A 24452-nucleotide genomic window follows, 5' to 3' on the forward strand; every position below is an offset into this window, starting at 1 on the left:
GGCAATCTCAACGTGTCAAACACCAGTGTGCGCGCACGCGGCGGCGGGCGGGATGGTAAACGAACCATATGGCCTTCACACGGGACGACCTGCTAGCCACCGTCGAATTGTCACCGCAGGCAGCGGGTGCGCACGACCGTCGAGGATGGGTGGGACTGTTCGCTGCGGGCGGACAGGTCGAGGACCCGGTCGGCTCCCGGCCGCACCGCGGGCCCGCCGAGATAGAGCGGTTCTACGACACCTTCATCGCCCCGCGCGACATCACCTTCCACCGCGACGTCGACCTCGTCGCCGGCTCCACGGTGATCCGCGATCTCGAGCTCGAGGTCGTCATGAGCCCATCGGTCACCATGCGGATTCCGGCCTACCTGCGCTATGTCGTCACCGCCGGCCCGGCCGGCCCGAGGGTCGACCAACTCCAGGCGTACTGGGAGTTGCCCGCGATGATCGGACAGTTCGCCCGGGCCGGGCTCGGCGCTGTACCGGTCGGGCTGCGCCTGACCGGCGCGTTGCTGCGCAACCAGGGACCTACGGGCGCGGTGGGCTTCGCCAAGGGAATGGCCGGTGCCCGGCGGGCGGGCCGGCGGCTGGTCTCCGGGTTGCTCGACGACCTCTGCGCCGGCGACACGGTGGCGGTGCAACGGCGGTTGAACACCGAAACCGACGTCTACTCCGGCGACGACACCCCGCTGAGCACCTCCGGGTTGGTGGAACGCACCTCGGGTGCCTCCTGGCGCAAACTGATCGTGTCCGGGCACAGCCTGGTGGCCGGGCTGGACCGCGACGGTCGCCGGGCCGTACTGATCGCCGATCTCACCAGTGGGCCGCTCGCCGTCGCCCGGTTGCGATACTTCGCCGACGGGGCTTGAACGACGCGACGTGAACGCGCATTACGGCCCGGCTGCACCATCGCCACACACCGTCGTGAGACCGTAGACGGATCATGGCTGATCACGCTTTCATCACCTACGAGGAATTCGGACGCCGGTTCTTCGAAGTGGCGGTATCCGAAGACCGGGTCGGCGACGCCATCGGCTCGATCGCCGGCGACGCGTTCGAGATGGGGCCGATCGGCCAGGGGCCGGGCAAGATCGCCAAGGTCACCGCGCGGGTCAAGATCCAAAAGCCCCGGGTGAGCCGCATTGTGGGCGAAACCATCACGTTCTCCATCCGGATCCCGCTGGAGATCGACATGGTGATCGACCTACGCATCGACCGGCCCAAGTTCATGGTGTTCGGTGAGATCGCCCTGCGGGCCTCGGCGTTGGCGGCCGAGCCGCTCTTGTTGATCCTCGATGTGAAGAAACCGCGGCCGTCCGACATCTCGATCCACGTCACCTCCACGTCGCTGCGCGCCGAGCTGCTGCGCATCCTGGCGGGCGTCGACGCGGAGATCAAACGGTTCATCGCAGCGCACGTGGCCGGTGAGATCGACAGCCCGGCGTCGGAGCAGGCCAAGGTGATCGATGTCGCCAAGGAGCTCGACTCCGCGTGGGGCGGGGTCTGATCCTGGGCTTGAGTCAGGCGCTCAGACACATCAGGGCCGGCCGTCGGGCTGAGCGGCCCGAGCCGCCCGACCGGCCGCGAAGGTGACGCCACAGCCACGGCATCAGCATGTTCTGCGTCCACAGCACTTGTGAATAGGCGCGGGACCGAAACGACTGGATCCGGTCCGGGCCAGTTGTCAGGGCCCAATCATGGTTGCTGTCAGGCAGTCCGAGCGCTTCGGCGGCTGCTGCGGCGAACAGGCGGTGCCCCTGCGCCGACCCGTGGACCCGGTCGGGGCTCCAGGTCTCCGGTTCGCGCATCGACGGGGCCGAGTACAGATCGACGAGGTGGAACCCGTACCGATCGGCGGCATCGTTGATCGCGTCGTTGATCCGGACCACCCGCTTCCCGAGCAACCGGCCCACCGGCAGGATCTGGGTGATGTCAGGGAACGTGGTGGTGACGACGGTGGCCCCCGTTGCCGCGAGCCTGGCGTAGACGGTGTCGAGGTCGCCCAGAGCGCGGGCGAACGAGCGACCGGGCCGGGTCACGTCGTTCATGCCGATGCAGACGGTGACCAGGTCGGGTCGCATCGACAACGCGGTGGGGAGTTGGGTGTTCAGCACGTCGCCGATGCGATGACCGCGAACGGCGAGATTGGCATAACCCAACCCCGGATAGAGGCCGTCGAGGCGGACCGCGAGACGGTCCGCGAAGCCCATCAGGCCGATGCTGTCATCGCCATCCCACAGCCCTTCGGTCTGGCTGTCGCCGATGGCGACAAATCGGGTGAAACGTCGCACGTTGGCGACTCTAGCGGGGCCCGGCCCAGCCGCTTCGCGGGGACACCAAGGAGGGGCGCCCGAAAAGGGCGCCCCTCCTTGATGTTTCGCGATGTTTGGGCTTACTTCACATCTACGTAAACTGTCTTGTTGAGCACGGTCGTCTGCAAATCGCCGCCCGGGCTACTGGAATCCGTCCGGCTGTAGGTCTGTCCCGGTCGTACCGCAACCACGGTAGCCCGGTCCAACGGGGTGGAACCGACGTGGTTGACGATCACCTTGTAGCCCTGAGACTGCAATTGACTGATGGTCTGCTGGGCGTTGCCCGGGCCGGTCGGTGCCGCCTGGGCCGGTGCCGCCAGGCCGATCACCGCTGCGGCAGCTGCGCCTGCAAGTGCCGTGGCGAGTCCGATCCTCATCATCTTTGGTGCCTTCTTTCGCTCTTCTGTTGTTTCGCGCGTGATACCGACGTCGGCGGCCCGCCCCAGCGCCGACGTCAGTTCCGTTTGAGTGTTACTCAACAGTTAACCGGCAGTTCACAATTAAAATTCCGGCTGGCCGTAAATGTTGACGAGTCGTGCGTCACACTTGGGAACTCCGCGGCCGCGTAGCGTGCACGGAGTGGCCAAGCTGAGCGCAGGTGTCCTGTTGTACCGTCTCGCCGGGGCGGAGGTGGAGGTTCTGATCGCCCACCCGGGCGGGCCGTTCTGGGCGCGCAAGGATGCCGGGGCATGGTCGGTGCCCAAGGGGGAGTACGTCGCCGGCGAGGACCCATGGTCGGCGGCGCAACGCGAGTTCACCGAGGAACTCGGCTCGCCCCCGCCTGCGGGCCCGCGCATCGACCTGGCCCCGGTGCGGCAGGCGGGAGGCAAGGTGGTCACCGCGTTCGCGGTGCGCGGTGACTTCGATCCCGCGGCAGCGGTGAGCAACACGTTCAGCGTCGAGCTGCCGAAAGGGTCGGGGCGGCTCGTCGAGTTCCCCGAAATCGACCGCGTGGCTTGGGTTTCGGTGGCGACAGCCCGCATAAAGCTGCTCGACGGACAGCGTCCCCTGCTGGACCAGCTGATGGCTTCACCCGAGCTCGCCGGCTACGGCGAAGGTGCCTCGCAGGGCGGCTAGCGACTCAGAGGTCGAGCGTCAGCCGGTGTCCGGCCTCAGCCCGCGACACACAGGTCAGCAGATACCCCGCGTCGCGCTCCGGGTCCGTCAACAACGTATCGCGATGTTGCACAGTCCCGTCCGTTCCCGGCAGGGTCCGAATTCGGCAGGTGCCGCAGAAGCCCTGCTGACATGAGTACGGGGCATTCACCCCGGCCCGGCCCAGCGCGGCGAGCAGGGTCTCGTCGGCTCCCACCGTCACCGTGGCGCCCGTAGAGGCGACGGTCACCGAAAACTCCGCACCGTCGACAACCGGTGGCGCCGCGAACCTTTCGAAATGCAACTCCACGTCGTCGCGGCCGGCGAGCGCCGCCCGGATCCCGGTCAGCATCGGAGCCGGACCGCAGGCGTACACCGTGGTGCCGTCGGGGCAGTCGCCGAGTAGGTCGTCGGCTCCGGGCAGTCCGTCGACGTCGTCGGTGCGGATCTCGATGCGGTCGCCGAACCGGGCGAGCTCGTCCAGGAACGGCAGGGTGTCGCGACTACGTCCGGCGTACACCATCGACCAGTCGACACCCAATCGCGCCGCCAACCCGAGCATCGGCAGGATCGGGGTGATGCCGATTCCGCCCGCGATGAAGCGGAACCGCTGGGTGGGCGACCCGTAGCCGGGCACCGTCAAGGCGAACGCATTACGCGGGCCATGGGTGCTCACCTGGCTGCCGACCTGCAGGCTGTCATGTACCTCGACGGAACCACCGCCGCCATCAGGTATGCGCCGCACCGCAATTCGATAGTTGTCGCGGACGGCGGGATCACCGCACAGTGAGTACTGCCGGACCCGCCCGCTGGCCAGATGCACGTCGATGTGCGCACCCGGATACCACAGCGGAAGCGTGCCGCCGTCAGCCGCGGCCAAGGTGAGCGCGATGACATCCTGGTCATGGGCCACCACTTCCCGCCCGGTCACCGTCAACGTGATCGTGCGGTCCAGTTCGGGCGGCGGCGCCGACCGCCGTACGAGGCGGCCCACCGTCCAGATCGTGGCGATGGCGGCGCCGGCTGCACCGAGCATCGGATCATGCCGGAACCGGCCCGAGATGCTCGGCGGCAGCCGCCGGTATCTGGATATCAGTGACGGTGTCGGCATGGCTGAGTCCGTCACAGGTGCGCGGCCCGCGCCGCGGGTGAACTCGCCAGATACGCGACCGCCTGGGCCGTCGACCCCATCTCCTCCGGGGAAAACCCGGGCCGGCAGTAGGCCAGTGTGTTGGAGCCGAACATCCGGGAGAACTTGGGCAGCAGTCCGAGCTTGGAATCGCGTATACGCATCTTGTTCATCTGCCACCAGCCGATGTCGAGGGTCGGATCGCTCTTCACCATCGCCCAGCAGCCGCGCTGGAAGAACAGGTACACCGCCGTCGCCGCGATCGACATCGCCCGCACCCGGCTGAAGTAGCTGTCCTGGAAGTACACCGCCACGTCGTGGGCCACGCTGCGGTGCTCGACCTCTTCACTGCCGTGCCAGCGGAACAGGTCGGTCATCGTCGGGTCGGCGTCGTAGTCCTCCCAGGCGCAGTTCAGCACGAAGTCGCCCAACACCGCGGTGTAGTGCTCGATGGCCGCGATGAGCCACAGGCGGTCGCACAGGTGGGCCAGCCTGCGGCGCGGATCGGGTGAGTCCGACGGCGCCAGAGTCCTGGTGAACACGTGCTCCACCAGAGACAGCACCGGCTGGTAGTCCACCCCGTGACCGGTCAGGAACTCGTCGAGCACCTGATCGTGCGTCTCGGCGTGGGTGGCTTCCTGACCGATGAAGCCGCGCATGTCGTCGGCGAGCTTGGGATCGCGCACATACGGCAGCGCTTCGTTGAACGTCGCGACGAACCAGTGCTCGGCCACCGGCAGCACCACGTTGAACAGGTTCACCATCGACGAGGCCACAGGATGGCCGGGAATCCAGTGCAACGGGATGTCGTCGAGATCGAAGTGCACTTTGCGGGCCTGGATCTGTACCGGGCCCGGGTCGATCTCATTGTCGAACCGCAACGGACGCAACATCGAGAGCCTCCCTGGGATGAGTGGACTCTCAGCAGTGTACGGATTTAGGTGGGAACGGCGGTACCGGGTGGGGGTCAGGCGGGGGGTGGGGTGCCCGCGCCAGGCGCGCCGGCGATCGGAACCACCGGAGTCGGCGTCACTGTGGTCACGCCGTTGCTGCCGACCCTCGGACCCCCGGGCACGGCCGAATCGGCCGACTGGTCGGCGGCGGCCTCGCTGCAGTCCAGCATCAGGATCATCTTGCCGCCGGAGTTGACCTTCTGGGAATCGACCAGGCACTCGGCCTGCGGCAAGGCACTGCCGAAAGAGCCGCCGAAGGTGGCCTTGACGCCCTGGCTCTTCAGGATCGCCAGCGCCTTCATATACGGCTCGCCGACGACGTTGACCGAAGCCGAACTCGGCTGTGAGGTGGCGGTGCCCGCGGCCATGAGGGCCATCGAACCGGCGGCAAGCAGACCGCCGCCGAGCGCAACAAGCTTCTTCACGTGAACTCCGTCAGTCGGGTGCGTTTGCGAACATATCGCAGCAGAGACGTTTGTGAAACCGGAGCAGAAGCCAGAAGCGTTACATCCCGGACTGGACCGGGTGTCCGGTGATCCCCGCCATCACCTGGCTCAACGCGGCCGCGCGCGGATCGGTGAACACGTCTTCGAGCAACAGTCGCCGGCCGTCCGGACCCGCCAGCGGGATCCGCCAGTTCGGGTATTCGTCGGTGGTCCCCGGCTGATTCTGGGTACGCAACTCGCCGACTGCATCAGCAAGCGACAGTGCGAGCAACTTCGACGGGGTTCGGGCCAGATACCGGTACAGCGCCGTCACGATCTGATCGGTATCCGGATCGGGTCCGAGCAGACCGACCCGGCGCAGCTCGTCGAGCCAGGCCGCCTGAGCGGCGCGGTCCACGGCCAACTCCTGATCGGCAGGCCGGGTGAGCAGGCCGAGTTCCTCCCGCAACCGCACATGCTCGCCCGCCAGATATCCGTGTGTCGGCGGTAGGTCATGGGTGGTCACCGAGGACAGGCAGTACTCACGCCAGCGCTCGGCAGGTAGGGGCCTGCCGGACTCGTCCGCCTCGAACCACAGGATCGAGGTGCCGAACAAGGCCCGCTCACGCAGATAGTCACGTACCCACGGCTCAACCGTGCCGAGATCCTCGCCGACCACGATCGCCCCGGCCCGGTGCGCCTCGAGCGCGATGATGCCGATCATCGCGTCGTGGTCGTAGCGCACATAGGTGCCTTCGGTCGGCGCGGCGCCCTTCGGGATCCACCACAGCCGGAACATGCCGATGATGTGGTCGATGCGCACCCCGCCGGCGTGTCGGAACGCCATCTCGACCAACGCCCGGAACGGCTCATATGCCTGCTCGGCGAGCCGGTCCGGCCGCCATGGGGGCTGCGACCAATCCTGGCCGAGTTGGTTGAACTCATCCGGCGGGGCGCCGGCGGTAACCCCGAGGGCCAGCACATCCTGCAGGGCCCACGCGTCGGCACCGTCGGGATCGACGCCGACCGCGAGGTCACCCATGACGCCCAATGCCATCCCGGCCTGAACCGCCGCGGCCTGAGCTGCGGTGAGTTGGTCGTCGAGGACCCACTGCAGCCAGCGATGAAAATCGACGGCATCCGCATGGGCCGCGGCGAACGCGGCGACCTCCGGGTTCGCCGGGTGCTGCAGCGCGTGCGGCCAGGCATGCCAGTCGGCGCCGTACTGCTCGGCGAGCGCGCACCAGGTCGCGAACTCCTCCAGGCCGTGGCCTCGCCGGGCCCGGTATGCGGTGTAGGCCAGTTCCCGGCCTGCCGAGCGTTCAACTCGGTACACGTGTTCCAGTGCGGTGCGTTTGGCCTGCCAGGCCGCGTCGCGGTCGATGGTCGCATGGCGGTCGGCGTGCGTGTTGACCGTGGTGCGCAGCCTCTGGAGGCGACCGCGGTTACGGACCGCGGCGAATTCGGCAATGGCCTCCACGCGCAGGTAGAGCGGATTGCCGAAACGCCGGGAGGTGGGCAGATACGGCGAGGGCTCCATCGGCGCTGTGGGGGCGGCCGCGTGCAGTGGGTTGACCAGAATGAACCCGGCGCCGTGCGCGGCGGCCGACCACACGGCCAGGTCGGTGAGGTCAGTGAGATCGCCTGTACCCCAGGAGTGTTGCGAGCGGATGCTGTAGAGCTGGACGGCCAGACCCCAGGCGCGGCGCCGGCCCAGGCGGGTGGGCAGTCCCAGGGTGGCGGGGGAGACCACCACCGGCGCCTCGGTATGGAATTCCCCCTCTCGCAACTGCAGTCGGTGATAGCCCAGCGGCAGGTCCGCGGGCAATTCGAACGTGGCCTCACCGACCAATCGGTCGCCGAGATCGTATGGAGGCCGGTTGTTCTCGAGTTGCCTCAGGCCGCCGCGTTCGGTGCCGTCCTCGAGCAACAGGGTGAGGTGCACCGGATCCCCGTGGGTGACGTGGACCCAGAAGCTCGACGGCACTCCTGCCCGGCCCAGCACGATCGGCGGCAGGCGGCGCTGCCAGTACTGCCGGTCGTGCGCCGCCAAGGTGTCCGCGCGCTCCTGTTCGGTGCCGGCCTTCACACCCAGCGCGTCCAGTACGGCGACCAGGGTGGCCTCTGCGACAGCGGTACGGCGGCCGGTCCAGTCGTCGAACTCCGCGGCGACGCCGTAGCGGCGGGCCAACTCCAGCAGGGTCGACGACGGGGCCGATGACGAAGAGGTCATGGTGCCAATCTTGGTGCCTGGAACGCGATCGCGTCAGCCGACATCGCTGGGCCGGCAGGTCGCCCCTGGTGTCGCGGCGCACCTCCAGGTTGTCGCCATCCCGCCGTCCACCGCCACGTGGGTGCTCGCCCTTGCCCGCGAGCGCTGTTAGCCTGTCTGTAACGATCCTTACAGAGAGGTCGACATGACGTCTCCAGCCACCAGAAGACAACAGCAGGGCGCGGATTCGCGGGAGCAGATCCTCGAGGCCACCGAGCGACTGATCGCCACCCGCGGTTACGCCGCCACCTCGATCAGTGACATCCGCAAGGCCTGCGGCCTACCGGCCAGCTCCATCTACTGGCATTTCGGATCCAAGGACGGCGTCCTCGCCGCGGTGATGGCCCGCGGGGCCGAACGCTTCTTCGTGGCGATACCGAGCGAAGGCAGCATCGACGAACGACTGGCGGTTCTCGCCGAACTGCAATCGCAGCGCCCCGAATTCCTGCGGATCCTCTACCTGCTGTCCCTGGAACGCAGCGAGGATCCGACGGTGACGCAGGTGGTGCGCCGCGTGCGTGACACCGCGATCGCGCGATTTTCCGACGCCGTCCGCCGCTTGCTGCCCGACGGCCTGCCGCCACACCGCGCAGAGTGGGTGGTCGCCGAACTCACCGCCTTCGCCGTCGCGCAGTCCGACGGCGTGTTCTTCGCCAACCACCTCGAACCCGACACCACCGACGTCGTGCGCATGTACAGGAGGCTGTGGCAAGCCGTCACCGCCCTGGTCCCGATACTCCTGGAGGACGAACAGTGACCGACCGGACCGCGATCATCACCGGCGCGAACGCCGGGCTGGGATTCGAATGCGCGCGTGCCCTCCTGGAGTCCGATCCGGGCTGGCATGTGGTGCTGGCCGTGCGCGATGCCGCGCGTGGTGCCGACGCGGCGGCACGGCTCGGCCATCCCGGGCGCGCCACCGTCGGTGAACTCGATCTGGCATCGCTGGTGTCGGTGCGCGACTTTGCCGGCAGGTCGTCGAGATTGGATGTGCCGCCGGTGGCCGCGCTCGTGTGCAACGCCGGGCTGCAGATGGTTGCGGGTTCGCAGACGACGGCGGACGGCTACGAAATGACGTTCGGCGTCAACCATCTCGGTCATTTCGCGCTGGTACAGCATCTGCTCGAGCACTTGGACACACCGGCACGGATCGTGGTGGTCAGCAGCGGCACCCACGATCCGGAGAAGTTCACCGGTATGCCGGCGCCGCGGTACACGTCGGCCGAAGACCTGCTCAGCCCTCCGCCGGGCGGTCTCACCGGCGAAGAGGGCCGGCGCCGCTACACCACCTCCAAACTGTGCAACCTGTTGTTCAGCTATGAGTTGGACCGCCGGCTGGGCCACGGTGGCCGCGGAATCACGGTCAACGCGTTCGATCCGGGCCTGATGCCGGGCTCGGGGCTGGCCAGGGATTACTCGGGCGTTCAGCGAATGGCCTGGCGTCTGTTCATGCCTGCCCTGCGGATACTGCCCAATGTCAACAGCACTCGACGCTCCGGAGCCAATCTCGCCGCGCTGGTGGCGGATCCGAACCTCGACGGTGTCTCCGGGGCGTACTTCGAAGGGAGTCGCCGGATCCGGTCCTCGAGTGATTCCTACGACGGGACCAAGGCCGCCGACCTGTGGCAGGTCAGCGAACGGTTGGTGTCGGCGGTCGGCTGACCCGTCCGCCGCGCAGTAGTGTCGGCTCAGTGGTATCCGCCTTACGCCGGGCCCGCATCGCGGTGGGAGCGTTGTTTCTGACCAACGGCGCGATCTTCGCCAATCTGCTGCCGCGCTATCCGGAGATCAAGACCGATCTTCACCTGAGCAATGCGGTGTACGGGGCGGCTGTGGCCTCGTTCTCCGGCGGCGCGCTGGTCGCAGGATTGACTGCGGCAACGCTGATCCGACGGTTTCGCAGCGCCCGGGTGGCCGTCATCGGCACCGTGGCGCTGGCCGCCTTCGTCGTCCTGGCCGGCTTGGCGAGCACCCCGCTGCTGCTCGCCGCCGCGTTGTTTCTGGCCGGCGCCTGCGATTCGGTGGTCGACGTCGCACAGAACGCACACGGGCTGCGGCTGCAGCGCGAACACGGCCGGTCGATCATCAACTCACTGCACGCGGTATGGGCCGCCGGGGCCATCCTCGGCGGGCTCACCGGCGCCGGTGCAATTGCCCTGGGGATCCCGCGCGCCATCCATCTCTCGGTGATCGCCGTGCTGTTGAGCGCGGTGGCCCTGGCCGCCTACCGCTACCTGTTGCCCGGGCCCGACCATGACGATCATCCGGCAGCGCACGCTTCGCCCGGGTCCGGGGCGGGGCCACGGGTGTACCTGATCCTGCTGGCGCTGGTGCTGATCGCCATCGCAGGCGCCACGGTCGAGGACGCCGGCAGTTCCTGGGCCACCCTGTATCTGCGCGACAGCCTGCACACACCTCCGGCCTTGGCGGTCTTCGGGTACATCGCACTGGTCGGGTTCATGTTCGTCGGAAGGCTGATCGGCGACCGGCTGGTCGACAGGTTCGGAGAGGCCACCGTGGCGCGGGTGGGCGGACTCATCGCCGCCGCCGGGATGGGGACCGCGCTGGCCTTCCCGAACATCGTCACCACGATTGCCGGCTTCGCGCTGGCAGGCCTGGGGGTTGCCACCCTGGTGCCGGCCGCGATGCACGGCGCCGACCAGCTGCCGGGGCTGCGACCCGGGACCGGACTGACCGCGGTCACCTGGCTCATGCGGGTGGGGTTCTTCGGTGCGCCGTTGCTCGTCGGGCTCGTCGCCGACGCAGCCGGGCTGCGGGCCGGCCTCCTGGCCGTTCCCGTGGCCGGGATGGTCGCCGCCCTGCTGGCCGGAGTGCTGCCGGGACGGTCGTCAGTGCGTGCCCGGGCCGATGCCGGCCAGCTCGATCGTGAACACACCCGACACGATTAGCGCGATACCGAGCATCATCACCGGGGTCAGCGGTTCGCTGAACAGGAACTTGGCGATGATGGCGACCAGCGCGACCCCGCATGCCGTCCAGATGCCGTAGGCGATGCCCACGGGCACACCCAACGACAGGGCCAGCCACAGCAGATAGAACGACATCACGTACCCGGCGATCACCGGCGCCAGCCAGACCTTGCGGCGGAACCCGTCCGACGCGCGCAGCCCGAGCGTGGCGAACACCTCCACCAGGATCGCCCCGGTCAGTGCCAGCCACATCATGACTCGGCCCGATGTGGGTGCGACCCGAGTTCGACCAGCAGCACGCCGGCGATGATCAGACCGATACCGGCCATGATCGGCCAGGTAAACGGATCGCCGAACAACGCCGCGGCCAGCACGGCCGTCGCCGCGGTACCCAGCGCACCCCAGATGCCGTAGGCGACCCCAACGGGCATACCCGCCCGCAGCACCAGGGTCAGCAACACGAATGCCGCCAGGTAGCCGCACACCACCAGCACCAGCCACCCCGGATGGTCCTGGGACGCACGCAGCGACAGCGTGGCGGTGACCTCGGTGATGACGGCCGCGATCAACAACGCCCACTTCCGCACCGGACAAACTTATCCGAGCCCACTTCGGCGGGTGAGTACCGTGGGGGAGTTCGCCCCAGCTTCACCGAGGAGTCCGCATGACCGATCCGACACCCGTCCGGACCAGGGCTGAGCCGGTCGTCGAGACCGGGCACGGGCCGGTTCGCGGGACCGACGACGGGACGGTCAAGCAGTGGCTCGGTATTCGTTACGCCGCAGCGCCGGTCGGCGAGTTGAGGTGGCGGTCACCGCAGCCGCCCCTGCGCCGGCCGGAGATCGCCGACGCGACGGTGACGGCTCCGGTATGCCCGCAGATCACCGATCCGCGGCTCCCGCTGGACCTGGGCGGCCGCCAGGGTGAGGACAGTCTGGTGCTCAACGTCTGGGCGCCTGCAGGAACCGAGGCGGGGGATGCCAAGCCCGTAATGGTCTGGGTTCACGGCGGTGCTTACGTCCTCGGCTCGGGCAGTCAGCCGCTCTACAACGGCACGGTCCTGGCCTCCGAGGGCGACGTATTGGTGGTCACCGTCAACTACCGGCTCGGCCCGTTCGGTTTCCTGGACCTGTCCGAGTTCAGCGGGCAGCCGGGTGCCAAGGGGCTGCGTTTCGACACCAACCTCGGTCTGCGCGACGTGCTGCTCGCACTGCACTGGGTACGCGACAACATCGCCGCATTCGGTGGTGACCCGCAACGGGTGACCCTGTTCGGCGAGTCGGCCGGCGGCGGGATCGTCACCACACTGCTGGCCAGCCCGGCCGCCGAAGGCCTATTCAGTGCGGCGATCGCGCAGAGTTCGCCGGCGACATCGGTGTACGACGGCGAACGATCACGTGCCGTGGCCGCCCAGGTCCTGGAGCGCTTGGGCATCCAACGCAACGAGGTCGGGCGTTTGTCCGGTGCCCCGGTGCCCGCCATCCTGGCGGCGGCCAAGGACGTGTTCGACGCGGTCCCGACGCAGACGCCCGGCCTGCTGGCATTCGCACCGATCGTCGACGGAGATGTGGTTCCGGACTATCCGGTCGTGGCGGCCAGGGCGGGGCGCACCCATCGGGTTCCGCTGATCATCGGAACCAACGCGCATGAGGCCACGGTGTTCCGCTGGATGAGATCACCGTTGATGCCGATCACTCCCGGCGCACTGCGGTCGATGTTCGCCGCCATCGCAGCCGAGCAACCCGGCCTGCAACTGCCGACCGAAGCCCAGATCACGTCGGCCTATGCAGGCTTGCGGCCCAAGGCGATCGGGCTGGGTGTGGCACGCGACGTCGGATTCCGCATGCCGACACTGTGGTTCGCCGAAGGCCACAGCGCTGTCGCGCCGGTGCACCTGTACCGCTTCGACTACACCACGCCGATGTTGAGACTGCTGCGACTCGGTGCCGCCCACGCCACCGAGCTGCCCTATGTCTGGGGCAATCTCGTTGCCGGGCCGAAGGATCCGACCTTCAAGCTGGGTGGGCTCAAGCACGGACGTGCGGTGTCGGAGCGGCTGCGCCGCCGGTGGGTCAACTTCGCGGCGACCGCGCAACCGTCGGGGGCGCCGGGAGAACCGGTATGGCGGCCATATCGCCGCGACGACCGCGCCACGCTGCTCATCGACAAACAGGACAAGACCATTGCTGACCTGGACCGTGATCTGCACGCGGCCTGGGGCAGCCAAGTGCTCAACTTCCGCTGACCCGAAGATGCTGACATGGACATGATCCGGTCCGTCCTGGACTTTCTGCCCCCGCCGATGCGGGATCCGGTTTTCTTCGCGATCCCGTTCTTCCTGGTGCTGTTGACCGTGGAATGGGCTGCCGCGCGACGCCTGGAGCACTTCGAATCCCAGCGGGAACCCGAGGGCGCGTTCAACACCCGCGACGCGTGGGCGAGTATCTCGATGGGTTTGGTGTCCGTCCTCACCACGGCCGGATGGAAACTGCTGGCGCTATTGGGTTATGCCGCCATCTACGCATACCTGGCGCCGTGGCACCTGCCCGGGAACCGGTGGTACACCTGGGTGATCGCGATAGTCGGGGTGGATCTGCTGTTCTACATCTACCACCGGATCGCGCACCGGGTGCGGTTGATCTGGGCGACGCATCAGGCCCACCACTCAAGTGAGTACTACAACTTCGCCACCGCGCTGCGCCAGAAATGGAACAACAGCGGTGAGATTCTGGCCTGGATTCCGTTGCCACTTCTCGGCATCCCGCCCTGGCTGGTGTTCGCGAGCTTTTCGGTGAACTTGGTCTATCAATTCTGGGTTCACACCGAACGGGTCGGAAAACTATGGCGGCCAATCGAATTCATCTTCAACACGCCATCGCATCATCGGGTGCACCACGGGCATGACCAGCTGTATCTGGATCGCAACTACGGCGGCATCCTCATCGTCTGGGACCGGATGTTCGGCACCTTCCAGCCGGAGGTGTTCCGCCCGCACTACGGGCTGACCAAGCCCGTGAACACCTTCAACATCTGGAAGCTGCAGACCCACGAATACGTGGCGATCGCCCGCGACGTGCGGCGGGCCCACCGGCTGCGTGACCGACTGGGCTACGTGTTCGGCCCACCGGGCTGGCAGCCCGTCGAGTCTTCCGAATCTCAGCCGGTCGGATGACCGGGATGGCTCCGGTTGCCGGCGGTGCGGCCAGAACCATTGGCCGCCATAGGAATTGACGCGCGCTACGATTCCGGCTGAACCCGGCGGATCACATCGCTGCGCTTCGATACGCGACACGCCGTGCGCGGCCGATTCGCCCCGCGTGCTCTGGAGATTCCCAGCGTTTCCCAGTGTTTGTGTGACGTTTGAATTCGAGGCGAGCCGAATGGCACCAAAGCAAACTTGAAATCAGTAAGGTCGACAGAACCCGGGTGCGACAACCCGGATCACGGTCACGAAAGGGGCATTGCGTGGGAGACACACTGACCGAAGGACAGAAGCTGGAGAAGGGGGGGTCACTCACCTCCAACAACGGCGCGTACACGCTGACGTTGCAGGATGACGGCAACCTGGTGTTGGAGGCACGTGGCCAAGCGGTCTGGTCGACTTCCACCAACGGCCAGGATGTGCAGAGGGCGGAGGTGCAGACCGACGGTAACTTCGTGCTGTACACGTCGGAAAAGCCGGTGTGGCACACCGACACCAAGGGCAAGAAGGACGTCAAGCTGGTTCTCCAGGACGACCGCAACCTGGTGCTGTACGCCGCCGACGGCCCCGCGTGGAACTCTGAGACCGCCACCTCCGAGCCGCCGCCACCGGCACCCGAGGCCGCTGCGCCCGAGGTTGAGGTTGCCCCGGCCGCCGTGGAGGAGCCGGTCGCCGCTCCCGAGCCGGCTGCGCCGCCGCCACCCCCGCCGGCACCCGAGCCGCGCACCTACACGGTGGTCTCCGGCGACACCCTGTGGGCGATCGCCGAGCGTTTCTACGGCGATGGCAACCGCTACCAGCAGATCGCCGATGCCAGTGGCATCGCCAATCCCGACCTGATTCACCCCGGCCAGGTCTTGACGATTCCTTGACCTGAACAGACGTACGGCCCGGACCATCTGGTCCGGGCCGTCGTTGTTTCTGGCACTGGATCTCACGGGATGTGGGTACCCCCGGTAACAAAGTTGCCGCGTGACCGATATTGATGTCGGTAGGGTGATATTCACCACGTCCGTACAGCGAGGGAGGCCGGCCGTGAAGAGTTGGCTAGGTGGGGTGATGCGGGCGTTGGCCGGGGTTCCGGTGGCGGGGTTGTTGGTATGTCCGGCACCGGTGGCAGTCGCCGCGGGTTCGCTGGTGTACCCGGGTATGGAGGTCCGGCAGGGCACGAATGTCTGCACGCTGGGCTACGTGGATCCGGTCAGCCGTGTCGCCTTCACGGCGGGCCACTGCCGGGGAAGTGGGCCGGTGGACGACCGGGACGGCAACTTCATCGGGCACCTGGGTTCCTTCCTGGACAACACGCCCGACGGCGCCACCGTCGACACCAATCACATGATTTCCGATTGGGAGACCATCCAATTGGCCGGCGATGTCGCGGCGAACAACGTCCTGCCAGGTGGGCGGATGCTGGTGGAGGACGCTTCGGTGATACCGACACCGGGTGCGCCGGTCTGTCACTTCGGTGTGGTCACCGGGGAGAGCTGCGGCACCATCGAGGCCGTCAACAACGGGTGGTTCACCATGGCCAACGGCGTGGTCAGCCAAAAGGGCGATTCCGGCGGCCCCGTGTACGTGGTGATGCCTGATGGCCGTGCCGCGATAGTCGGGATGTTCAACAGCACGTGGGGTAACTATCCGGCTGCGGTGTCCTGGCAGAACGCGAGTGGGCAGGCCCGCGGCGGCGGGCTGCCAGCCGGTGAGGTCTCGAATCTGGTCGGGCAGCCCTGACCGGGAACGGCTAACTAGAACACGTTCTAGCCAACCCGGCGGGTGGGCGATATTCTCATGGCGATGCTTGATCAGACACCTGTCCAGATTGCCTGGGTTACCGCCGATCTGGATGCCACCGAACAGGCCCTCTCCACCCTGCTGGGGGCGCGACGGTGGGTGCGTATGCCTGAGGTGCATTTCAGCCCCGAGACCTGCCACCACCGCGGCCGACCCGCCGATTTCGTGGCCGACATCTCACTGAGCTACGCCGGCGACACCCAGCTCGAACTCATTGCGCCGGTACGCGGTGGCAGTGTCTACAGCGAGTTCCTGGAGCAACACGGGGCCGGCCTGCACCACATCTGCGTCGAGGCGGCCGACCCGGAGGCGTTCGAGGCGCGACTGCGCGACGCCGAAGGCGACGGGACACCGGTGGTGTGCCAGGGCGAGATGCACGGAGGCATGAGATTCGCTTACCTCTCGGCCGTCGGGGCCGGGGTGCCGTATCTCGAGATCGCTTACATCCCGCCCGAGATCCGGGCGTTCTTCGAGTATGTGAAACAGGAGCAGCAGTGAAGGAAATCGCCGATGTCCCCGAAGTCTTAGTGGCTGCGGACGTCGAATCCTGGTCCGACGAGTTCGATGTCGTGGTGATCGGGTTCGGTATCGCCGGAGGCTGTGCGGCGGTCAGCGCTGCCGCCAACGGTGCCCGGGTTCTGGTGTTGGAGAAGGCCGCGGCGGCCGGTGGCACCACCGCGATGGCCGGTGGGCACTTCTATCTCGGCGGCGGCACCGCGGTGCAGGAGGCCACCGGGCACCCTGACACCGCCGAGGAGATGTACAAGTACCTGGTCGCCGTCTCGCGGGAACCCGATCTGGACAAGATCCGCGCCTACAGCGACGGTAGCGTCGAACATTTCAATTGGCTTGAGGCACTGGGCTTTCAGTTCGAGCGCAGCTTCTACCCCGGCAAGGTGGTGGTTCCGCCGGGCACCGAGGGGCTGTCCTACACCGGCAACGAGAAGGTGTGGCCGTTCACCGAGCAGGCCAAGCCGGCGCCCCGCGGTCACTCGGTCCCTGTTCCCGGCGAGCTGGGCGGCGCGGCGATGGTGATCGATCTCCTGCTGAAACGCGCTGAGACGCTGGGTGTCACGATCCGCTACGAGGTCGGCGCCACCAACCTCATCGTCGAGGGCGGTGCGGATGAGCGCAGGGTGGTCGGGGCGAAGTGGAAACACTTCGGCGAAACTGGTTGCGTCAAAGCGAAATCGGTCATCATCACCGCCGGGGGATTCGCGATGAACCCCGAGATGGTCGCTGAATACACCCCGGCGCTCGGTAAGAAGCGCCGCACCAAACACCACGGCGAGGTGGAGCCCTACATCCTGGGCAATCCCAACGACGACGGCCTCGGCATCCGGATGGGCGTCGCGGCAGGCGGCGTCGCCAACGGTATGGACCAGTTGTTCATCACCGCCGCGGCCTACCCGCCGGAGATCCTGTTGACCGGTGTGATCGTCAACAACCAGGGCCAACGCTTCGTCGCCGAGGACTCCTACCATTCGCGTACCTCCGCGTTCGTGCTGCAGCAGCCCGATCAGCAGGCATACCTCATCGTCGACGAGGCCCACATGGAGATGCCCGCCATGCCGCTCATCCAGTTCATCGACGGCTACGAGACGATCTCCGAAGTCGAAGAGGCACTGAACATCCCGGCCGGGAACCTGGCCGCAACGCTGGACCGCTACAACAAGAACGCGGCCAACGGCGAGGATCCCGACTTCCACAAGCAACCCGACTACATCGCCGCGCAGGACAACGGCCCCTACGCGGCGTTCGACCTGTCGCTCGGCGTCGCCATGTACTCGGGATTCACCATGGGTGGGCTGACGGTCTCCATCGACGGCGAGGTGCTGCGTGAAGACGGCAGTGTGATCACGGGTCTCTACGCGGCGGGCGCCTGTGCGTCCAACATCGCCCAGGACGGCCAGGGCTACGCCAGCGGCGTGCAACTCGGCGAAGGATCGTTCTTCGGGCGCCGCGCCGGTACGCACGCGGCACGTTAGGCCGAGTCCCCGACCAGACCGAGCTCCCAGCGGCCGTCGCCGAGCAGTTCCAGGCGGCGGTCGTGGAGCCGGTTGACGCTGTCCCGATGGCTGATGCTGACCACGATGCAGTCGGGCAATTCGGTACGCAGGGTCGAGTACAACGCGTGCTGTTGACCGGCATCGAGCGCCGAGGTGGCCTCGTCGAGGAACACGGCCGACGGTTTGGCCAGCAGAATCCGGGCGAATGCGATCCGCTGCTGTTCGCCCGGGGACAGGACCTTTCCCCAATCGGCGTCCTCGTCCAGGCGGGAGGCCAGATTTCCCAGGGCGACCGTGTTGAGCGCTGCCCGGATCTCGTCGTCGTGGTAGGTACCCGTCGGTGCGGGATAACTGACCACCGTGCGCAGATCGCCCAGCGGGGCATAGGGGAGTTGGGACAGGAACATCACCTCACCCTGCTCGGGATAACGCACCGTCCCGGATCCGTACGGCCACAGCCGTGCCAGGCTGCGTAGCAGTGTCGTCTTCCCGGTGCCGGACGGCCCGGTGATGACCAGCGAATCACCCGGTGCCAGTTGCATGTCGAGGTCGTGCAGCAGCAGATCGCCCTCGGGCGACCGCACCTCGACGTCCTCGAGTTCGACTCCGCCGCCTGCGCTCACCCCGATCTCCAATCTCGGTAGTGCCCTTGCCTGTTCGTTGGCGGCGACGAGCCCGTCGAGGCGGATGATCGCGGCCCGGTAGCCGGCGAATGCGTCGTACACCGAGCGGAAGAAGCTCAACGAACTCTGCACCCGGTTGAATGCGCTCGCCGACTGCAGCACATCGCCGTAGGTGAGCTGACCCGCGAACAGTCGTGGCGCCTGAATGATCAACGGAAGCGGGTCGATGATCTGGTTGATGGATCGGTTCCAGCCGAGAAACGCCACGCCCCGCAACACAAGTCGCCGGTAATTGGCGATGACCTTGGCGAACCGATCTGCCAGCGTGCCACGTTCGGTGCGTTCGCCGTGATAGAAGCCGACCGCCTCGGCGCCGTCGCGGACGCGGACGAGTGCATACCGGAAAGCGGCGTTGGTCAGCGAGTTACGGAACGTCAGCCGGATGATGGGCCGGCCGATCCAGATCGCCACGACCGTGGTGATCGCCACCCACAGCAGCGCGATCCAGAACAACGCCTTCGGCACCGTCACGCCCAGAAACGTCAAGGGGCCGGCCAGATTCCACAGGATCGGCGTGAACGCCACGACAGAGACGATCGAGTAGACCGATCCGAACAACAGCGTCTGCGCGGTGGCGACAGTCGGTGTGTTGGTTTCTGGCCCGGTACCGGTGGTGAAGACGTCGATGTCCTGCTGGATGCGCTGATCCGGGTTGTCGATCGGAGTGCCGCCGAAGCCGCCGATGAACCGGCCGCGATAGTAGGCCCGTTGGTCCAGCCAGTCCCCGGTGAGCCGGTGGGTGAGCCAGACCCGCCAGCGAACGATGAAGTACTGCATGAGATACAGGTCGAGCAAGGTGCGGGTGATATCGGCGGTCACCAACAGTCCGAAGATCAGGATCGAATGCCAGAAGCCGTCGATTCCCGAGCGGCGCACCGATTCATTGCCCGAACCGGCGCCGGAGAACGCCACCTGCAGGGCCGTGGTCTGGTCGTTGAGGTAGTAGCTGAACAGCACGTCCATGCGCACCGAGAGCATCACCGAAAACAGCAAGACCCCGAGCAGACCCCACACCGGAAGGCTTTGGCGTCCAACGAAATAGCCGCTGGTGACCCGCCAGAATTGACGGCCCCACGTGGTGATGCGGGCCAGCACCGCCGCTACCGCGACCAGCGCCACCGCGCCGATCGCCCAGGCCTTGAGGACCCAGAACAGCGACGCAAGGATCTCGTTGCCCCAGTCCAGGGACTGGGTGAACATCTCCATACCCCGGCAAGTTACCGGGAACGGCCGCTCACGGTTGCTTGATCAGGTCAGCCTCGTCATCTTCGACGCGTCCCAGCCGCCATTCGCCTTCACCGAGGAGCTCCAGTTCGTGCGTGTGGTGCTGCTCGACGGTGGTGCGGTGACTGACGCTTACCAGGATGGTGTCGGGTAGATCGGTGCGCACCCGTTGGTAAAGCATGAATTCGAGACCTTCGTCGAGCGCGGAGGTCGACTCGTCGAGGAACACCACCTTGGGCTTGACGAGCAGGATGCGGGCGAACGCAATCCGTTGCTGCTCACCGGGAGACAGCACCTTGGCCCAGTCCTGCACCTCGTCCAGTCGGCTGACCAGATGAGGTAGCGCCACCTCGTCGAGAGTCCGCCTGAGTGCCTCGTCGTCGACGGAACCCTCCTCGCCCGGGTAGGTCACCACCGCGCGCAGGTCACCGAGAGGGACGTACGGCAACTGCGAGAGGAACATGGTTTCGTTGGGCCCGCACGGACGGGTCAGAGTGCCCGAGGTGAACGGCCACAGTTCGGCGAGGCTGCGCAGCAGGGTCGTCTTGCCGCTGCCAGAGGGCCCGGTGATGACCAACGTGTCGCCCACCTGCAGGTGCAGGTCGAGGGGATTGATGAGCTGCCTGCCGTCGGGTGTGCGGACCTCGACGTCGGTGAGCTTCACCGTGCCGTCCACACACGGCAGGGTGGTTACCTCAGGCAGTGCCCTGCCCTCTTCGTTGGCCACGACCAGCCCGTGGAGACGCATGATCGCGGCCCGGTATCCGGCGAATTGGTCGTAGGCAGTACGGAAGAAGGACAACCCGTCGAGCAGGCTGCGGAAGGCGCTGGCGGTCTGGTTCAGCGCGCCCAGGGTGATCTCGCCGCTGTAAAACCGCGGGAATTGCACGATGTAGGGGATGAGCTCTTGGGCCTGGTCGATCGAGTTGTTCCAGCCCTGGAACTTGATCATCCGGTTGATGTAGTTCCGGTAGTTCGACACGACCGGTGCGAACAGCTTCCGCAGCCCGGTGCGTTCGGCGATCTCTCCGCGGTAGAACGCCACCGCTTCGGAGGCATCGCGCAGCCGCACCAGCGCATAGCGGAACGCCGCGTTGTACTTCTCGTTGTTGAAGGCCAGCTGGATGATCGGCCGGCCGATCCAGAACGCCACGACCGTGGCGACCAAGACGTAGACGATGCCGATCCAGAAGATCGCCCGGGGCAGGTCGATGCCGACCAGCGGCAGGGTGACGCGACCGGACAGGTTCCACAGAATCGCGGTGAACGAAATCATCGAGGCCACCGAATAGACGGAGCCGAACAGCAGGGTGTTCGTGGAGCCGGCACTGGGACGGTTCGGCAGCGAGTCGATGCCCGCGGTGAACGTGTCGATGTCGGCCTGGATGCGCTGGTCCGGGTTGTCGATGGTGTCGTCGATGAAGCGCGTGCGGTAGTAGGCCTTGCCGTCCAGCCAGTCACCGGTGAGCTGGCTGGTCAGCCAGGCCCGCCAGCGCAGCATGAACCGTTGGGCCATATAGATGTCGAGCATGATCCGGGCGATATGGATCGCTGCCAGCAGCGCGAAGACGGCCAGCGACAGCCAGAACCCGTCTTTGCCGGACACTTTGACGGCCTCGTTGCCGCTGGAGATGCCGCCGGCGATCACCTGGAAGCTGGTCATCATGTCGTTGCCCTGGTAGCTGAAGAGCACCGACAGGCGCACTCCTGCGGTCACCGAGAGCAGCAGCGTCGCCAGCCACAGCCACACGATCACGCTGTCGCGGCCGACGAAGTATCCGCGCGTAATCCGCCAGAACTGCCTGCCCCACGGGGTGAGCTTGGCGAGCAGAACCAGGATCACCATCGTGGACACCGCCGCGATCAGCCACCCTTTGGCGATCCACACCAGCGACGTCGCGACCTCATTGCCCCAGTCCAGGGTCGGAGTGAACATCTCCATGCGGGCAAGGTACCCCGCGCGATCGCGACGAGCCTGTGAGACACCATCCCGGTGTGCTGCGCCGATCCTGTTCGGGGTCACGCTCCGGCGTACTCTGCGCGTCCGCGTACCGTGAACATGTGCCGAAGACGTCCAGCGCCAAACCGGGCCGCTTGAGCAGCAAGTTCTGGAAGCTACTGGGGGCCAGTACCGAGCGGAACGAGGCCCGGTCGCTCTCAGAGGTCAAGGGTGCAGCCGAGTTCGAGGACAAGGCTGCCAAACTCGACGACGAGCAGCTCACCAAGGCTGCCAAGTTGCTTCAGCTGGAGGACCTCGCCGCATCTGCCGACATGCCGCAGTTCCTGGCGCTCGCCCGGGAGGCCGCCGACCGGACGACCGGCCTCCGTCCCTTTGACGTACAGCTGCTCGGTGCGCTGCGCATGCTCGCCGGCGACATCGTCGAGATGGCCACCGGTGAGGGCAAGACCCTGTCCGGGGCGATCGCCGCCGCCGGCTACGCCATCGGCGGCCGGCACGTGCACGTCATCACCATCAACGACTATCTGGCCAAGCGCGACGCGGAATGGATGGGCCCGCTGCTGGAGGCGCTCGGCCTGACCGTCGGCTGGATCACCGAGGACTCGACGGCCGAAGAACGCCGCACCGCCTACGAGTGCGACGTCACCTACGCATCGGTCAACGAGATCGGCTTCGACGTCCTGCGTGACCAGCTGGTCACCGACGTCGCCGACCTCGTGTCGCCGAATCCCGACGTGGCGCTCATCGACGAGGCCGACTCGGTCCTGGTCGACGAGGCGTTGGTGCCGCTGGTGCTCGCCGGCACCAGCCATCGCGAGCAGCCGCGCGTCGAGGTCATCCGGATGGTCGGGGAACTGATCAGCGGGCCGGATTCCGCCGAGAATTTTGCGACCGACGACGACAACCGCAACGTCCATCTCACCGAGACGGGTGCCCGCAAGCTCGAGGCTCGGCTGGGCAATATCGACCTCTACTCGGAGGAGCACGTCGCCACCACCCTCACCGAGGTCAACGTCGCACTGCACGCGCACGTGCTGCTGCAGCGCGATGTGCACTACATCGTCCGGGACGGCGCGGTCCACCTGATCAACGCGTCCCGTGGACGTATCGCGTCGCTGCAGCGCTGGCCGGACGGCCTGCAGGCCGCCGTCGAGGCCAAGGAAGGCATCGAGACCACCGAGACCGGCGAGGTCCTCGACACCATCACGGTGCAGGCGCTGATCAACCGTTATCCGACCGTGTGCGGCATGACCGGTACCGCGCTGGCCGCCGGCGAACAGCTGCGCCAGTTCTACAAGCTCGGGGTGTCACCGATTCCGCCGAACAAGCCCAACGTCCGCGAGGACGAGACCGACCGGGTATACCTCACCGAGGCCGCCAAGAACTTTGCCATCGTCGAGCACATCGCCGAGGTGCACGAAACCGGGCAGCCGGTACTCGTCGGCACCCACGACGTGGCCGAGTCCGAAGACCTGCACCGCAGACTGGTCAAGGCGGGCGTCCCCGCCGTCGTGCTCAACGCCAAGAACGATGCCGAAGAAGCCTCGGTGATCGCCGAGGCGGGCAAGCTGGGCTCCGTCACGGTCTCGACGCAGATGGCCGGTCGCGGCACCGACATCCGGCTGGGCGGGTCCGAGGCGGGCGACGACTCGGCAGACAAGGAGAAGGTGGCCGACCTCGGCGGGCTGCACGTGGTCGGCACGGGCCGGCACCACACCGAACGTCTGGACAACCAGTTGCGCGGGCGGGCCGGGCGCCAGGGCGACCCGGGCTCTACGGTGTTCTTCTCCAGCTGGGAGGACGAGGTGGTGGCCGCCCACCTCGACGAAACCAAGCTGCCAGGAGAAACCGACGAGGACGGCCGGGTCACGGCATCCAACGCGGCCGGATTGCTCGACCACGCGCAGCGGGTCGCCGAGGGAAGGCTGCTCGATGTGCACGCCAACACCTGGCGCTACAACCAGCTCATCGCTCAGCAGCGCGCGATCATCGTGGAGCGCCGCGAAACCCTGCTGCGCACCGATACCGCACGCAAGGAGCTCGAGGCGCGGTCACCGGAGCGGTATGCGAAGTTGGCCGAGGGGTTTGGTGAGGATGCCGAGGAGAAGCTGACCAAGATCTGCCGGTTGATCATGCTCTACCACCTCGACCGTGGTTGGTGCGACCACCTGGCGTTCCTCGCCGACATCCGCGAGAGCATCCACCTGCGCGCGTTGGGCCGGCAGAACCCGCTCGACGAGTTCCACCGGATGGCCGTCGACGCGTTCGCCTCGCTGGCCGCCGACGCCATCGAGGCCGCCCAGCAGACCTTCGACACTGCGGAGGACATCGAGGACGAGCCCGGTGTCGACCTGTCCAAGCTGGCACGGCCGACGTCGACGTGGACGTACATGGTCCACGACAACCCGCTCAACGACGACACCATGTCGGCGCTGAGCCTGCCGGGCGTGTTCCGCTAGGTTCTAGA

The 24452-nt window shown here is 66.8% G+C and carries 23 protein-coding genes; 13 read left to right on the plus strand and 10 right to left on the minus strand.

The annotated features are described in order from the left end of the window. Positions 1-68: 68 nt before the first annotated feature. Positions 69-869, plus strand: coding sequence for a ketosteroid isomerase family protein (locus ACZY08_RS27455; RefSeq protein WP_463747767.1), 801 nt, complete (start codon positions 69-71; stop codon positions 867-869). Between the two features lie 74 nt (positions 870-943). Continuing rightward, positions 944-1507: a hypothetical protein gene (locus tag ACZY08_RS27460; protein ID WP_463747768.1), complete on the plus strand. Its 564-nt coding sequence runs from the start codon at positions 944-946 to the stop codon at positions 1505-1507. Positions 1508-1520: 13 nt separating this feature from the next. Here ACZY08_RS27460 and ACZY08_RS27465 read toward each other — a convergent pair whose 3' ends face one another. Continuing rightward, on the minus strand, positions 1521-2291 hold the full coding sequence (locus ACZY08_RS27465) for an SGNH/GDSL hydrolase family protein (protein WP_463747769.1): 771 nt from the start codon (positions 2289-2291) through the stop codon (positions 1521-1523). 101 nt (positions 2292-2392) lie between these two features. Then, positions 2393-2692: a hypothetical protein gene (locus ACZY08_RS27470; RefSeq protein ID WP_463747770.1), complete on the minus strand. Its 300-nt coding sequence runs from the start codon at positions 2690-2692 to the stop codon at positions 2393-2395. Between the two features lie 199 nt (positions 2693-2891). Here ACZY08_RS27470 and ACZY08_RS27475 point away from each other — a divergent pair, with 199 nt between their 5' ends. Beyond that, positions 2892-3389: an NUDIX hydrolase gene (locus ACZY08_RS27475; protein WP_463747771.1), complete on the plus strand. Its 498-nt coding sequence runs from the start codon at positions 2892-2894 to the stop codon at positions 3387-3389. A 4-nt stretch (positions 3390-3393) separates the two neighbouring features. On the opposite strand, the gene ACZY08_RS27480 is transcribed toward ACZY08_RS27475, so the two are convergent. The 4 genes from ACZY08_RS27480 to malQ all read right to left on the minus strand — a co-directional run bounded on the left by ACZY08_RS27480 (position 3394) and on the right by malQ (position 8147). After that, positions 3394-4518 carry a PDR/VanB family oxidoreductase gene (locus tag ACZY08_RS27480; RefSeq protein ID WP_463747772.1) on the minus strand — a complete coding sequence of 375 codons (1125 nt, stop codon included), beginning with the start codon at positions 4516-4518 and terminating at the stop codon, positions 3394-3396. Positions 4519-4529: 11 nt separating this feature from the next. Continuing rightward, entirely contained in the window at positions 4530-5429 is a 900-nt protein-coding gene (locus tag ACZY08_RS27485) for a metal-dependent hydrolase (protein WP_463747773.1), read from the minus strand. Between the two features lie 74 nt (positions 5430-5503). Further along, positions 5504-5914: a hypothetical protein gene (locus tag ACZY08_RS27490; protein ID WP_463747774.1), complete on the minus strand. Its 411-nt coding sequence runs from the start codon at positions 5912-5914 to the stop codon at positions 5504-5506. Between the two features lie 79 nt (positions 5915-5993). Next, positions 5994-8147: a 4-alpha-glucanotransferase gene (gene malQ / locus ACZY08_RS27495; RefSeq protein ID WP_463747775.1), complete on the minus strand. Its 2154-nt coding sequence runs from the start codon at positions 8145-8147 to the stop codon at positions 5994-5996. 184 nt (positions 8148-8331) lie between these two features. On the opposite strand from malQ, the gene ACZY08_RS27500 reads away from it, so the two are divergent. Genes ACZY08_RS27500 through ACZY08_RS27510 form a run of 3 tightly spaced genes read left to right on the plus strand, consistent with a single transcriptional unit; the run spans position 8332 to position 11095 of the window. Beyond that, positions 8332-8943, plus strand: a complete 612-nt coding sequence (locus tag ACZY08_RS27500; protein WP_463747776.1) for a TetR/AcrR family transcriptional regulator — start codon at positions 8332-8334, stop codon at positions 8941-8943. Continuing rightward, positions 8940-9848 (plus strand): SDR family NAD(P)-dependent oxidoreductase, encoded by a 909-nt coding sequence (locus ACZY08_RS27505; protein ID WP_463747777.1) that lies wholly within the window; start codon positions 8940-8942, stop codon positions 9846-9848. The genes ACZY08_RS27500 and ACZY08_RS27505 overlap by 4 nt, the downstream gene beginning before the upstream one ends. 29 nt (positions 9849-9877) lie before the next feature. After that, positions 9878-11095, plus strand: a complete 1218-nt coding sequence (locus ACZY08_RS27510) for an MFS transporter (protein WP_463747778.1) — start codon at positions 9878-9880, stop codon at positions 11093-11095. Here ACZY08_RS27510 and ACZY08_RS27515 read toward each other — a convergent pair. Together ACZY08_RS27515 and ACZY08_RS27520 are read right to left on the minus strand one after the other, a co-directional pair. Beyond that, entirely contained in the window at positions 11036-11368 is a 333-nt protein-coding gene (locus ACZY08_RS27515; RefSeq protein ID WP_463747905.1) for a DMT family transporter, read from the minus strand. The two genes, ACZY08_RS27510 and ACZY08_RS27515, sit on opposite strands and share 60 nt — an antisense overlap. Beyond that, positions 11368-11703 (minus strand): DMT family transporter, encoded by a 336-nt coding sequence (locus ACZY08_RS27520; protein ID WP_463747779.1) that lies wholly within the window; start codon positions 11701-11703, stop codon positions 11368-11370. The genes ACZY08_RS27515 and ACZY08_RS27520 overlap by 1 nt, the downstream gene beginning before the upstream one ends. A gap of 77 nt (positions 11704-11780) precedes the next feature. Between ACZY08_RS27520 and ACZY08_RS27525 the strand changes: the two genes are divergently transcribed. The 6 genes from ACZY08_RS27525 (at position 11781) to ACZY08_RS27550 (ending at position 18097) form a co-directional block, all read left to right on the plus strand. Then, the gene (locus ACZY08_RS27525; RefSeq protein WP_463747780.1) at positions 11781-13361 is read left to right on the plus strand and encodes a carboxylesterase/lipase family protein; all 1581 of its coding nucleotides are present in this window, start codon (positions 11781-11783) and stop codon (positions 13359-13361) included. Between the two features lie 15 nt (positions 13362-13376). Beyond that, positions 13377-14288, plus strand: coding sequence for a sterol desaturase family protein (locus ACZY08_RS27530; RefSeq protein WP_463747781.1), 912 nt, complete (start codon positions 13377-13379; stop codon positions 14286-14288). Between the two features lie 293 nt (positions 14289-14581). Continuing rightward, positions 14582-15190, plus strand: a complete 609-nt coding sequence (locus ACZY08_RS27535; protein ID WP_166905038.1) for a LysM peptidoglycan-binding domain-containing protein — start codon at positions 14582-14584, stop codon at positions 15188-15190. A gap of 163 nt (positions 15191-15353) precedes the next feature. Continuing rightward, positions 15354-16049: an Rv1815 family serine proteinase gene (locus ACZY08_RS27540; protein WP_463747782.1), complete on the plus strand. Its 696-nt coding sequence runs from the start codon at positions 15354-15356 to the stop codon at positions 16047-16049. A 63-nt stretch (positions 16050-16112) separates the two neighbouring features. Then, entirely contained in the window at positions 16113-16607 is a 495-nt protein-coding gene (locus tag ACZY08_RS27545; protein WP_463747783.1) for a VOC family protein, read from the plus strand. 5 nt (positions 16608-16612) lie between these two features. Beyond that, a complete protein-coding gene (locus ACZY08_RS27550; protein WP_463747906.1) occupies positions 16613-18097 on the plus strand; it encodes an FAD-binding protein in 1485 nt (494 codons plus the stop codon). On the opposite strand, the gene ACZY08_RS27555 is transcribed toward ACZY08_RS27550, so the two are convergent. Beyond that, positions 18094-20007 (minus strand): ABC transporter ATP-binding protein/permease, encoded by a 1914-nt coding sequence (locus tag ACZY08_RS27555; protein ID WP_463747784.1) that lies wholly within the window; start codon positions 20005-20007, stop codon positions 18094-18096. The two genes, ACZY08_RS27550 and ACZY08_RS27555, sit on opposite strands and share 4 nt — an antisense overlap. Before the next feature lie 28 nt (positions 20008-20035). Continuing rightward, positions 20036-21967, minus strand: coding sequence for an ABC transporter ATP-binding protein/permease (locus ACZY08_RS27560; RefSeq protein WP_463747785.1), 1932 nt, complete (start codon positions 21965-21967; stop codon positions 20036-20038). 119 nt (positions 21968-22086) lie between these two features. Here ACZY08_RS27560 and secA2 point away from each other — a divergent pair, with 119 nt between their 5' ends. Next, positions 22087-24444 carry an accessory Sec system translocase SecA2 gene (gene secA2, locus ACZY08_RS27565; protein ID WP_463747786.1) on the plus strand — a complete coding sequence of 786 codons (2358 nt, stop codon included), beginning with the start codon at positions 22087-22089 and terminating at the stop codon, positions 24442-24444. Positions 24445-24452: the final 8 nt, after the last annotated feature.

This window comes from Mycobacterium sp. IDUB_9 (assembly GCF_055419505.1).